The organism is Mesorhizobium sp. B2-1-3 (assembly GCF_006442495.1).
Taxonomy (GTDB): domain Bacteria; phylum Pseudomonadota; class Alphaproteobacteria; order Rhizobiales; family Rhizobiaceae; genus Mesorhizobium.
Window position 1 is genome coordinate 272,335 of record NZ_VFWL01000001.1, and the last position, 12,546, is coordinate 284,880.

The 12,546-nt window shown below is 64.7% G+C and carries 11 protein-coding genes; 5 read left to right on the top strand and 6 right to left on the bottom strand.

The window, feature by feature from the left end:
• Nucleotides 1-24 precede the first annotated feature (24 nt).
• From FJ973_RS01435 to FJ973_RS01445, 3 genes are all read right to left on the bottom strand, one after another.
• Complete coding sequence (locus tag FJ973_RS01435) at nucleotides 25-954, bottom strand: sugar ABC transporter permease (protein ID WP_140524307.1); 930 nt, start codon at nucleotides 952-954, stop codon at nucleotides 25-27.
• A gap of 249 nt (nucleotides 955-1,203) precedes the next feature.
• On the bottom strand, nucleotides 1,204-2,463 hold the full coding sequence (locus FJ973_RS01440; protein WP_140491603.1) for an ABC transporter substrate-binding protein: 1,260 nt from the start codon (nucleotides 2,461-2,463) through the stop codon (nucleotides 1,204-1,206).
• A 117-nt stretch (nucleotides 2,464-2,580) separates the two neighbouring features.
• On the bottom strand, nucleotides 2,581-3,531 hold the full coding sequence (locus FJ973_RS01445; protein WP_140554669.1) for an N-acetylmuramic acid 6-phosphate etherase: 951 nt from the start codon (nucleotides 3,529-3,531) through the stop codon (nucleotides 2,581-2,583).
• A 198-nt stretch (nucleotides 3,532-3,729) separates the two neighbouring features.
• Here FJ973_RS01445 and FJ973_RS01450 point away from each other — a divergent pair, with 198 nt between their 5' ends.
• The 5 genes from FJ973_RS01450 to FJ973_RS01470 are packed head-to-tail and all read left to right on the top strand — an operon-like array spanning nucleotide 3,730 to nucleotide 8,715.
• A complete protein-coding gene (locus tag FJ973_RS01450) occupies nucleotides 3,730-4,608 on the top strand; it encodes an N-acetylglucosamine kinase (RefSeq protein WP_140554670.1) in 879 nt (292 codons plus the stop codon).
• Entirely contained in the window at nucleotides 4,605-5,387 is a 783-nt protein-coding gene (locus FJ973_RS01455) for a GntR family transcriptional regulator (RefSeq protein WP_140491609.1), read from the top strand. Before FJ973_RS01450 ends, FJ973_RS01455 begins: the two co-directional genes overlap by 4 nt.
• A complete protein-coding gene (locus FJ973_RS01460; protein ID WP_140491611.1) occupies nucleotides 5,384-6,436 on the top strand; it encodes an SIS domain-containing protein in 1,053 nt (350 codons plus the stop codon). The genes FJ973_RS01455 and FJ973_RS01460 overlap by 4 nt, the downstream gene beginning before the upstream one ends.
• Nucleotides 6,433-7,611: an N-acetylglucosamine-6-phosphate deacetylase gene (gene nagA, locus FJ973_RS01465; RefSeq protein WP_140554671.1), complete on the top strand. Its 1,179-nt coding sequence runs from the start codon at nucleotides 6,433-6,435 to the stop codon at nucleotides 7,609-7,611. Before FJ973_RS01460 ends, nagA begins: the two co-directional genes overlap by 4 nt.
• Nucleotides 7,612-7,620: 9 nt before the next feature.
• The gene (locus FJ973_RS01470; RefSeq protein ID WP_140554672.1) at nucleotides 7,621-8,715 is read left to right on the top strand and encodes an NAD(P)/FAD-dependent oxidoreductase; all 1,095 of its coding nucleotides are present in this window, start codon (nucleotides 7,621-7,623) and stop codon (nucleotides 8,713-8,715) included.
• Nucleotides 8,716-8,793: 78 nt separating this feature from the next.
• Here FJ973_RS01470 and FJ973_RS01475 read toward each other — a convergent pair whose 3' ends face one another.
• The 3 genes from FJ973_RS01475 to rpe all read right to left on the bottom strand — a co-directional run bounded on the left by FJ973_RS01475 (nucleotide 8,794) and on the right by rpe (nucleotide 12,388).
• On the bottom strand, nucleotides 8,794-10,323 hold the full coding sequence (locus FJ973_RS01475; protein WP_140554673.1) for a malonyl-CoA synthase: 1,530 nt from the start codon (nucleotides 10,321-10,323) through the stop codon (nucleotides 8,794-8,796).
• A 224-nt stretch (nucleotides 10,324-10,547) separates the two neighbouring features.
• Entirely contained in the window at nucleotides 10,548-11,294 is a 747-nt protein-coding gene (locus tag FJ973_RS01480) for a GntR family transcriptional regulator (RefSeq protein WP_140554674.1), read from the bottom strand.
• A gap of 416 nt (nucleotides 11,295-11,710) precedes the next feature.
• A complete protein-coding gene (gene rpe, locus FJ973_RS01485; RefSeq protein ID WP_140491619.1) occupies nucleotides 11,711-12,388 on the bottom strand; it encodes a ribulose-phosphate 3-epimerase in 678 nt (225 codons plus the stop codon).
• Nucleotides 12,389-12,546: the final 158 nt, after the last annotated feature.

Genomic DNA, 12,546 nt, shown 5'->3' on the forward strand with positions numbered 1-12,546 from the left:
TGCTCGAGCTCGACATATCGCCCCCTAAAACTGATATCGACGCAGGCGCGTCTGGATGAGGAAGAGGTAGACGCAGACACCGCCGAGGATGATCAGGAACATGATCGTGGCGATGGTCGCACCCATGTTGGGGTCGCCGACCTGCAGCTGGAAGCCGAAGAATGCGCGGTAGAGGAAGGTGCCGAGAATGTCGGTCGAATAATTCGGCCCGGCGAGCGCGCCCTGCGCGGTGTAGATCAGGTCGAAGGCGTTGAAATTGCCGACGAAGGTCAGGATCGAGATGATGCCGATCGAGGGCAGGATCAGCGGCAGCTTGATCTTCCAGAACTGCGACAGGCCGGTGATGCCATCGCATTCCGCCGCCTCTATGACCTCATTGGGGATCGACAGCAGCGCGGCGTAGATCAGCATCATGGGGATGCCGACGAACTGCCACACCGAGACCAGGCTAAGCGCGGTCAGCGCATACTGCTCCTTGCCGAGCCATGGCGTGAACAGGCTTTTAAGGCCGACCAGGTCCATCATGTGCGGTGCCACGCCCCATAGCGGCGACAGGATGAGCTTCCAGGCGAAGCCGACGATGACGAAGGACAGGATGGTCGGCACGAAGATCGCCGTGCGGTAGAAGGCCGAAAAGCGCAGCCTGGGGCTGGACAGAAGTGCGGCCAGCAGTACGCCGATCGGGTTCTGCACCAGCATGTGGATGATGAAGAACCAGACATTGTTGCGCAGCGCGTTCCAGAAATTCACCGACCAGTTTGGATCGCCGAACAGGGTGCGGAAGTTTGCCAGCCCGACGAAGACCTGGGATTGCTCGATGTTGCGGAACAGCGACAGCTGCAAAGTGCCGGCGAGCGGCAGGATCATGATCGCCGTATAGACGAGCACCGCCGGCGCCAGGAAGACGGCGATATGCCAGCGGATCGGTCTTTTCGGTCGTGCTTGTGCGGCCATGAGTTCGGTCCCCACCGATCAGGTCTGGGAAAATGCTTTCGACAACAGCGGTGCCCCTCATCCTTACCCTCTCCCGGTGAAGAACGGAGAGAGGAGGTCGCCAGCGTTGCGGCAACTCCCTTTCTCACCGTCACTGTACGGGGAGAAGGTGCCGGCAGGCGGATAAGGGGCGGCGCCGTCCTTCGCAGTCGATGCTATCGAAAAACGCTGGGCCGTCCACTTGGAACGGCCCAGCTCATTGCCCGAGCCTTACTTGGCGGGCTTGTACCAACTGTCGAGGCCGTCCTGCAGCTTCTTGGCAGCGGCTTCCGGCGTATCGGTGCCGTTGATGACATTGGCCGATTCGACCCAGGTCTCGTTCTCGAGGTTCGGCGTGCCGCGCGACAGGATCTGGTAGGTCGAGCGGATCGTCGACTTGCACTTGCCGCGCCAGGAGACGAATTCCTGCGCCAGCGGGTCCTCCATCTTCACCGGCGAGGAGTTCAGGCTGAAGAAGCCCGGCAGCGCGTTGGCGTAGATGGTGGCGAAATCCGGCGAGGCCACCCAGGACAGGAAGGTCTTGGCCGCATCCGCATGCTTGGAGCCCGCATTCAGGCCCATGCCGATATCGGTATGGTCGGAGATGTAGCAGGTATCGCCGGCCTTCTCGACCGGCGGCGGGAAGGCACCCATCTTGAACTGGGCCTGAGTGTTGAACAGGCCGATTTCCCACGAGCCGGCCGGGTAGATGGCGGCGCGGCCGAGCGTGAACAGGTTCTGGCTGTCCGGATAGGTCTGCGCCTCGAAGCCGTCGCCGAGATAGGGCTTCCACTTGGCCAGTTCCTCATAGGGCGCGACCCAGTCCTTGTCGGTCAGCTTCTGCTCGCCCTTGATGAGGGCCGCGCGGCCTTCCTCGCCCTTCCAGTAGTTGGGGCCGATGTTCTGGTAGCCCATGGTCGCGGCTTCCCAGAGATCCTTGGTGCCCATCGCCATCGGGATGTAAGTGCCGTCGGCCTTGATCTTGTCGAGCGCGGCGAAGAACTCGTCACGGGTCTCCGGCACCTTGATGCCGAGCTTGTCGAAGGCGTCCTTGTTGTAGATGAAGCCATGGATGACCGACGCCATCGGCACGCAGAAGGTCGCCTTGCCGTCGTCGGTCTGCCAGGCGGACTTGGCCACCGGCGAGAAGTTGTCCATGCCCGGCAGCGAGGAGAGGTCCGCGAGATTGCCCTTCTTGAACAGCTCGAGCGACTTGTCGAACGGGCGGCAGGTGATCAGGTCGCCCGCCGAACCGGCGGCGAGCTTGGCGCCGAGAGCCGCGTCATATTCGGTCGGCGCCGAGGGCGCGAACACCACCTTGATGCCGGGGTTCTTGGCTTCGAAAGCCGGGATCAGCTTGTCCTTCCAGATGGCAAGGTCGTCGCCGCGCCAGCTTTCGATGTTGAGCGTTACGTCCTCGGCGTAAGCCACCCCGGCGGAGCCGAGAATGCTGGTGCCCAGAAGCAGTGCCGTCAGTAGTTTCGTTGTCATGCTCAGTCTCCCTGTTGACCTTTTTCAGGTTCGGTTTTGATGAGAACAGAGGCGTTGCGCCCCTTGCTCCCCTCGCAAGCCTGTTTCACCCCGATGGACACCGGGATGAAACAGGCTCTATTTCTTTGTTCGAGCATGATCTTTTCCGAAAAGCGGTCTCCACTTTTCGGGATCATGCCCCAGCGCGGAAAGGGCCGGCCGCAGCTTCTGGCCGGCCTCTTCCAGTATCTTCTGCGCCGTGTCGGCGCTGTCGGCGCCGGCGGCAAGCAGAATGGCGGTCTTGACCGCACCGCCGCTCTTTTCGAGCAAACGGGCCGCGTCGTCGCGGCTGCCGCCGCTGATGGCCGCGACGATCCGCGCCGCGCGGTCGCGCAGCTTGCTGTTGTCGGCCATGAGATTGACCATGTAGCCGTCATGGACATGGCCGAGATGGATAGCGGCGAGCGTCGACAGCATGTTGAGGGCGATCTTCTGGGCCGTTCCGGCGCCCATGCGCGTCGAGCCGGCGATCACTTCCGGCGGCGTTTCGAGCAGGATGGCGGTTCCAGACAGACGCAGCAGAGCCGAGTCCCGGTTGTTGGCGATGCCGATGGTAGCCGCACCGCGACGGGCGGCTTCCTCGATCGCCCGCAGTGCATAGGGCGTCGTACCACTGGCCGAGATTGCGATCAGGCAGTCGCCCTTGCCAATGCCGGCGTTGGCGACCGCTGTCGCGGCCTCCTCGGTGTCGTCTTCGGGGCCGCCGGCCAGCGTTCTGAAGGCCTCATCGCCGCCGGCGATCAGGATGGCGATGCGGTCGCGCCGAATGCCGAAGGTGCCAGGCAGTTCCAGCGCATCGGCAAGCGCCATCAGGCCGGAGCTGCCGGCCGCCGCATAGGCGAGCTTGCCGCCGCCCTTCAGGCTTCCGGCGATGATCTCGGCCGCTTTGGCGATGAAGGGAATGGCGTTGCGCACGGTCTTCGCCGCCTCGACCTGCGCATCGGCCAGCGAAGCAAGGATGGCTTCGGGAGCCTGGATATCCAGCCCCTCGGCGTTCCTGTGCAGCGCTTCGGTGCGCGTTTCGGCCATCCCAATTCCTCCAATTCGGAAACAATACCAAAAAAATACCACTTGTCCACACGCATTAACTAATTCGCGGTCTCGAAATCGCTGGCGCAGGTAAATGACCAAGTTTTTCAATAAAATACGCTCTAATCTTTTTGCAGCGGAAATTAACCCTTGGCTATTGGTATTTTATTGGTATTATCGGCCTGGAGGAGAAATCACGTGAAATTCGTGCTTGGCATCGATGGCGGCGGCACCAGCTGCAGGGCGGCCCTGGCAATGGCGGACGGCACGGTGCTCGGCCGCGCCAAAAGCGGCGCCGCCAACATCCGCACCGACCTGACCGGCGCCCGGTCGAACATCGTCGAGGCGGCGCGGCAAGCCTTTGTCGCGGCTGGCCAGGATCCGGACCTGATCCCGCAAACACCGGCCATTCTCGGCCTCGCCGGCGCCAATGTCGGCACCTACCGGCAGCAGCTCGAGGCGATCCTGCCGTTCAGCACCAGCCGCGTCGAAACCGATGCCGAAATCGCGCTGGAAGGCGCGGTCGGTTCCGGCGACGGCGCCATGGCGATCCTCGGCACCGGCACCGCCTATATGGCGCGCAAGAACGGCAAGTCGCGTGCCATCGGCGGCTGGGGCTTCCAGGTCGGCGACCAGGGCAGCGGCGCCCGCATCGGCCGCGACCTGCTCGAACAGACCCTGCTTGCCCATGATGGCGTGCGCGCGCGCACGCCGCTGACCGACAGCATGATGGCCGTGTTCCGCGACAATCCGGAGGATGTGGTCGAGTTCACCACCAATGCCAAGCCCGGCGATTTCGGCGGCTTCGCCCCCAAAGTGTTCGAACACGCCGAAAAGGGCGACGCGGTCGCCAACTGGATCCTCGACAAGGCGGTCGCCGATGTCGAGGCCTCGCTCGGCGCTCTCGATCTCGCGGCAGACGCGCCGCTCTGCCTGCTCGGCGGGCTGGCGCCGCTCTACGCGCCGCGCTTGTCGGCACGCTACCGGGCGCTGCTTCGGGAGCCGCTCGACGATGCGCTCGGCGGCGCCGTGCAGATGGCGGTCCGCCTGTTCGCGCCGAGGGGAGCGGCTCGATGAGCGACGCCGCCGACCAGATCTTCGCCGCGCTGAAACAGTCCTCGCAAAGCGGTGCGCCGCTCTACCTGCAACTGCGCAAAAGCATTGAGGATGCCGTCAATCGCGGCCTGATCGGGCCCGGCGACGCGCTGCCTTCCGAGCGCGACATCGCCATCAAGGCCGATATTTCGCGCGTCACCGTGCGCAAGGCGGTACAGGACCTCGTCAAGGGCGGCATCCTGGTCCAGCGCCACGGCTCCGGCACGTTCGTGGCGCCGCGCATGGAGCGGGTCGAGCAGTCGCTGTCGCGGCTGACCTCCTTCACCGAGGACATGGCGCGGCGCGGCATGGTTGTGCGCTCGGCCTGGCTCGACCGCGGCCTCTACGCGCCCTCGCCCGACGAGATGATGGTGCTTGGCCTGTCGTCGAACGAATTGGTGGCGCGCGTGGCGCGCCTGCGCATAGCCAACGACACGCCGCTGGCGATCGAGCGCGCCTCGCTGTCGGCCAGCGTGCTGCCGGACCCCGCTGGAATTGGCTCCTCGCTCTACGCAGCCCTGGAATTGACCGGCAACAGGCCGGTGCGCGCGGTGCAGCGCATCTCGGCCGCCAATCTCGGCGACGGCGACGCGCGCCTGCTCGAAGTGCCGCCGGGCATTGCCGGCCTGCACATCGAGCGTATTTCCTATCTGGCGAGCGGCAAGGTGATCGAGTTCACCCGCTCCATCTACAGGGGCGACGCTTATGATTTCGTCGCCGAACTGCGGCTGACAGGGCCGAGCGAAGAGGGCCGACCATGACGACCGAGCCGAACAAATCGACGGAGCCGACCCATATGCGGCGCGAGATCGAGGAGATCCCGCAAGCCGTCGCCCGCCTGCTCGACGGTTCCGGTGCCGTACTTTCCGAAGCCGGCCGCGGCATTCGCGAGCGCGACCCGCATTTCGTCGTCACCGTGGCGCGCGGCTCGTCCGACCATGCCGCTACTTTCATGAAATACGCGGTCGAACTCACCGCCGGTCTTGCGGTGGCTTCGGTCGGCCCTTCCATCGCTTCGATCTATGGCCGCAAGCTCAGGCTCGGCGGCTCCGCGTGCCTGGCCATCTCGCAGTCGGGCAAGAGCCCCGACATCGTCGCCATGGCCGAAACCGCACGGGCAGGTGGCGCGCTGACCATCGCCGTCACCAACACCGCCGATTCACCGCTGGCGCGCGCCTCGGACCATGCGATCGACATCCTGGCCGGGCCCGAGCGCAGCGTCGCGGCGACCAAGACCTTCGTCAATTCCGCCGTCGCCGGCCTTGCTCTGATGGCGCATTCCACCGGCGACGAAGCGCTTCTCAAGGCGCTTGCCCGCTTGCCCGAGCATTTCGGCAAGGCGATCGCCTGTGACTGGATGAGCGTGCTCGTCGAAACGATCGAAAAGCAGAAGTCGCTGTTCATCCTCGGCCGCGGCCCATCCGCGGCGATGGCTAACGAAGCGGCGCTGAAATTCAAGGAAACCTGCGGCATGCATGCCGAGGCCTACAGTGCTGCCGAAGTCATGCATGGCCCGCTGGCGCTGATCGGCCCCGATTTTCCGGTGCTGGCCCTGGCCGCGCGCGACGCATCCGAACCGTCCGTGGCCGAAGCCGCCGACAGCCTGGCGGCCAAGGGGGCGCCGGTCTTCGTCACCTCGATGCTGGCGAACAAGGCCACACGCCTGCCGCATGTCGCCACCGGCCATCCACTGACCGATCCGCTGACGCTGATCGTGTCCTTCTACGTGTTCGTCGAGGCCCTTGCGCGCCACCGCGGCCTCGACCCGGATACGCCGCGCAACCTTCGCAAGGTGACGGAGACCGTATGAGCGACCGTTTCGCCCTGACTGGCGCCCGTATCTTCGACGGCGACGACTGGCATGACGGTCATGCCCTCGTCGTGCGCGACAGCCTGGTCGAGGCCATCCTGCCCACCGGCGCGCTTGCCGCGGATATGCGCCGCGTCGACACCGGCGGCGGCATGCTGACGCCGGGCTTCGTCGACATCCAGGTCAATGGCGGCGGCGGCGTCATGCTCAACGATCACCCCGATGTCGCCTCGATCGAGACCATCTGCCGGGCGCATGCGCCGTTCGGCACCACGGCGCTGCTGCCGACGCTGATCACCGATACGGCTGATATCACCGCCGCGGCGATTGCCGCCGGCGAGGCGTCGGCACTGCGGAAAGTGCCGGGGTTCCTCGGACTGCATCTGGAAGGTCCGCATCTGTCGATCGCCCGCAAGGGCGCGCATGACCCGGCGCTGATCCGGCCGATGACGGACAAGGACGAGGCGATGCTGATCGCGGCGCGAGGCAAGCTCCCGGTGCTGCTCACCACGATCGCACCCGAATCCGTCGAGGCGGCCCGCGTGACGGCCTTGGCCAAGGCCGGCATCATCGTCAGCCTCGGCCATTCCGACACCGGCTACGCCACGGCCAAAGCCTTCGCCGAGGCCGGCGCCAGCGTGGTCACGCATCTGTTCAATGCCATGAGCCAGATCGGCAACCGGGAGCCGGGACTGGCGGGCGCCGCCATCGACATCGGCGGCCTGTCCGCGGGACTGATCGCCGACGGCATCCATGTCGATCCCGCCACCATCGCAATAGCGCTGCGGGCCAAAGAGGGGCCGGGCAGGATCGTGCTGGTCACCGACGCCATGGCGACGATCGGCACCGACATGACCTCCTTCACGCTCAACGGCCGCACCATCTACCGCAAGGACGGCAGCCTGCGGCTTGCCGATGGAACGCTGGCCGGCGCGGATCTCGACATGATCTCGGCTGTGCGCTTCACTCACCGCAGCGTGGGCGTGGAGCTTTCCGAGGCCTTGCGCATGGCCTCTCTTTATCCGGCGCAGGCGATCGGCCAATCGCACCGGCTCGGCCGCTTCGCCAAGGGCACCGCCGCCGACATCGTTTCGCTTTCGAACGATCTCGACATCAAAAGCGTCTGGATCGGCGGCGACAGTGTTTTTTCGACCAGCGCCGGCGGGCAACGGTGAAAGCCGGCAATGGCTGACGTCGATTGCGTCGTCGGGCTCGCCATCGCCAGGGCGCTCGCCCTGTCGGGCCGCGAAGTGCTGGTGGTCGAAAAGGCCGCTTCGATCGGCACCGTCACCAGTTCGCGCAATTCGGAAGTCGTTCATGCCGGGCTCTATTACGCGCCCGGAAGCCTGAAGGCGCGTTTCTGCGTCGAAGGACGCGAACGGCTCTATGCCTATTGCCGCGAGCGCGGCATCGGCCATCGACGCACCGGCAAGCTGATCGTCGCCGTCGAACCGGGCCAGCTGCCTCGGCTCAATGCAATCCGGGCCAATGCGGAACAATGCGGCGTCGACGACCTCGATTTGCTGACCGCCGCGCAAGCAGAAAGCCTCGAACCGGCGCTGAGCTGCGCCGGGGCGCTGCTGTCGCCGTCGACGGGCATCGTCGACAGCCAGGGGCTGATGCTGTCGCTGCGCGGCGACGCGGAGGCGGCCGGTGCGTCGTTCGCCTTCCTGACCGCCGTCGCAGCGGCGACGGTCGAGGCCGACGGGATTCGTATCACCACGCGCGATGGCGACGGCGAGACGTTCGCGTTGAAAGCCGGCGCTTTCGTAAATGCCGCAGGGCTCGACGCGCAGGCGCTGGCCGGTAGCATCGAAGGGTTCCCGCCAGAGCTCGTGCCGCCGCTCTGGCTGGCGCGCGGCAACTACTTTTCGCTTTCGGGCCGCTCGCCATTCTCGCGGCTGATCTATCCAGTGCCGGTCAATGGCGGCCTGGGCGTGCACCTGACACTCGACCTCGGCGGCAGCGCCCGCTTCGGCCCCGACGTCGAATGGATCGACCAGGCGGCCTATGCGGTCGATCCCGGCCGCGGCGCGGTCTTCTATGACGAGATCCGGCGCTATTGGCCGGATCTGAGGGACGGCGCCCTGCTGCCGGCCTATGCCGGGATCAGGCCGAAACTGTCGGGCCCGAACCAGCCGGCGGCCGACTTCATGGTGCAGGGGCCGGCCGACCACGGCGCGGGCCGGATCGTCAACCTGTTCGGCATAGAGAGCCCGGGCCTGACGGCAAGCCTGGCGCTGGCCGAGCATGTCGTCGGTCTCTTGTTCCCCCGATAGTGCCCAGGCGACCGCACGAAACTGTCGCGATGCTCCCCGTCCAAACAAGCGGGATGAGGTATCCTTGCCTGGATCGACTTAGCTGGCGGGACTGCTTATGGAAAAAAGGTCCTTGTAGGTATCGCGCAGCAGATTCTTCTGCACCTTGCCCATGGTATTGCGCGGCAATTCGTCGACGAAGACCACGCGCTTGGGATGCTTGTATTTCGCCACGCGCGCGGCAATGGCATTGAGTATCTCGGCAGCGGTGACGGTCGAAGCCGGCAAGCGAATCACGACGGCCGTCACGCCTTCGCCGAAATCGGGATGGGCAACGCCGATGACGGCACTTTCCAGGACGCCGTCAAGCGCGTCGATCTCGCTCTCGAGCTCCTTGGGATAGATGTTGTAGCCGCCCGAGATGATCAGGTCCTTGCCGCGGCCGACGATGTGGACATAACCGTCGGGGTCGATCATGCCGAGATCGCCTGTGATGAAGAAGCCGTCGTCGCGGAATTCCGCTTTGGTCTTTTCCGGCATGCGCCAGTAGCCGGAGAAGACATTCGGCCCCTTGACCTCGATCATGCCGACCTCGCTTTGGGCAAGCGGCCTGCCAGTGTCGGGGTCGGCGATGCGCAACGACACGCCGGGCAAGGGAAAGCCGACGGTGCCGGCGCGGCGCTCGCCATCATAGGGGTTCGAGGTGTTCATATTGGTCTCGGTCATGCCGTAGCGCTCGAGAATGGCGTGGCCTGTGCGCTCGCGCCAGGCCCTGTGCGTCTCGGCCAGCAGCGGCGCGGAGCCGGAAACGAACAGGCGGATGTTTCTTGCCGCCTCGCGGGTCAACCCGTCCTGCTGCAAGAGCCGGACATAGAAGGTCGGCACGCCCATCAGCGCCGTGGCGTCCGGCAAGAGCGAGACGATGCGCCCTGCGTCGAATTTCTGCTCGAACAGCATCGAGGCGCCGGCCATCAGGATGACGTTGGTGGCGACGAACAGCCCATGGGTGTGGAAGATGGGCAGTGCGTGGATCAGCACATCGTCCGATGTGAAGCGCCAATAGTCGACCAGCACGCGCGCATTCGAGGCGAGGTTCTCGTGGCTGAGCATGGCCCCTTTCGAGCGGCCGGTCGTTCCCGACGTGTAGAGGATCGCCGCAAGATCGTGGGGACCGCGCGCGACGTCGTGAAAGTCGGGCGATTGCCGCGACGCCTGGTCCGCCAGCGATCCTTGCCCCTTGCCGTCGAGGGTGATGGCAAGGGCTCCGCATTTTTGCGCCAGGGCTTCGATGTCGGCTGCCCGTGCCGGATCGCAGACGACCAGCCGGGGCTCGGCGTCGCCGAAGAAATAGGCGAGTTCGGCCAGCGTATAGGCGGTGTTGAGCGGCAGGAAGACGGCGCCGGCACGCAGGCAGGCGAGGTACAGCAGCATAGCTTCCGGGCTCTTCTCGACCTGCACCGCGACCCGGTCGCCGGGCTCGACGCCAAGTTGCAAAAGCGCGTGCGCCAGTTGCGCCGAGCGCGCCAGCATGTCGCCATAGGTCAGCACGCGGCCGTCATCCGTCCGCATCAACAGGCGTCCGGGCTTCGGCATCCGGGACCGGAAAATGTCGAACAGATGATTGCTCATGAGGTCTTCCTGCGTCTGGCGGCGAAAGGCATGCATCGGACGGAGCCGGGCCTGTCTTCCGGTTCGGCCGCTTTGCACGGCGCCAGACTGTTGGTGGTTCTTGCCGACCCGTCAAGCCCGCAAGGGCGGCTCCACGCGGCGGCCATGATCATGTCGCCGGGCGAAAGCGGAAGGCTTTGGCGGTAAAAGGCTGGGGCGGCAAAGGCTTGGGGCGCGATGCGGCGCTAACGTGGCGTGCGCTCGGCCCTGGCGCTGGCCGGCTCTGATGCTTCGACCTGCTTGAAGCGCTCCATGCACATCGCTGCCGTCAGGCGATAGTGATTGAGCAGGGCTTCGACCGCGGCGTCGGCATTACCGTCCAGCGCATTTTCCGCGATCAGGCGGTGCTCTGCAAAATCGTCGCGCTGGATGCCTTCGCCGTTACTGGCCATTCGGCGGTAGCGGTAGGCGTGATCGGAAAGCTGGTCGCAAAACCCCACCAGCCATCGCGACCGGCAGGCCGAGATCAGCGCACGGTGGAAAGTGCGGTGCAGTCTCTCCCAGTCCGGATTGAGCGAGGACAGATCCGTTGGCATGAGACGTGAGGTGCGCCCCAACCGATGCAACGCCAGAACCAGCTGTTCTTCCCATTCGGCGGTGCGGTGGGCGATGGATTCGCGAAGCGCCCGTTCCTCGAGCCAGCAACGGGTACGCGTCAATTCCTCGAGCTCTGCCGCGCTGACCGGCATGATGAAGAAGCCTCGCTGGTCATGCCGACCGAGAAGCCCTTCCGAGGCCAGGCGATTGAGAGCCTCACGAACCGGGGAAGCGCCGGCGCTATATTTGGAAACAACCCACTCAACCCGCAGCTTGCTCTCGGTTTCAAAGGCGCCCCGCAGAAGATCGGCACGGAGTTGATGATAGACAGTGCTGGCGAGCGTACTCTTCGAGCCTGTGCCGTCGTCATTCAGATTGGCAGCTGCGTATGTCAAAATCGGCTCCTTGTCCCCAAATCTGGTCCTGGGCAATTCGAGTCCGAGAAACAGTTCCCTTTCCGTACACGTACCCTACCGCGCGCGCCTCGACGCGCTCAAGCGGGAGATCGCGTCATTGTACTTTAGAACAAAGAAATATGCACGATCCTATATCTGGTCGAACGAAATCGTGTTCGGCTACAACCGGCGGAAATTTAACGTGTTTATATGCAGGATCACCTGTTCTTCCGTGCCTCCGCGCGAACCTCTTTTCCGTCGCGCGCAAAAGACACCGAACAGTGGGACCGAATCAGGCCTTTTATCCTGCCCATCGCTTTTGTCGCGGGGCCAGCCGCAGCGAAGCGCGCAGTGCAGGTCCCCAGGATTGACCACGTGGGGAGATCCTGGCCTCCATCGGTTCTTGTGCGGTGCTTTTAGCCGGCTGCCTTGTCGGCCGCCGTCCTGATCGCCTCTATATTTGCCCGGTACGCTTCCACGCTGCCGCCCTTGAAGATGGCGGCGCCGGCCACCAGCACATCGGCGCCGGCGGCGGTCACCAGCGGCGCGGTTTCGGGCGAGACGCCGCCGTCGATCTCGATGCGGATCGGCCGGCCGCCGATCAGCGCCTTGACCCGCCTCACCTTGTCGACGATTGCCGGAATGAAGGCCTGGCCCCCGAAACCCGGGTTGACGGTCATGATCAGGATCAGGTCGAGCCTGTCGAGCACGTATTCGATCGCACTTTCCGGCGTTGCCGGATTGAGCGAAACGCCGGCCTTCTTGCCGAGATTCCTGATCGTCTGCAACGAGCGGTCGAGATGCGGCCCGGCCTCGGCATGCACCGTCATGCCGTCGCAACCGGCCTCGGCGAAGGCGGCCAGATAGGGATCGGCCGGCGCAATCATCAAATGGCAGTCGAAGAAAGCCTTGGTGCGATCGCGGATCGCCTTGATCACCGGCGGGCCGAAGGTGATGTTGGGGACGAAATGGCCGTCCATCACATCGAGATGGATCCAGTCGGCGCCGGCTGCCGTAACGGCTTCGACCTCGTCGCCCAGCTTCGAAAAGTCCGAAGCCAGCACCGAAGGTGCGATCAAGGTTTTTTTCGTCATGATGACGGGGCCTTTCCGAGCGCCTTTTTCATCTGATCACTGCCTAAAGCGCAGCCGCTGACTTGTCGAGGGTGCGAGCTTGGCGGTTCCACAGCTGGGGTAGTGCGGCGTCCTCTTCGTGTTGCAGCTTCAGCCTGCCCGGCCACGAAGAACCCCGC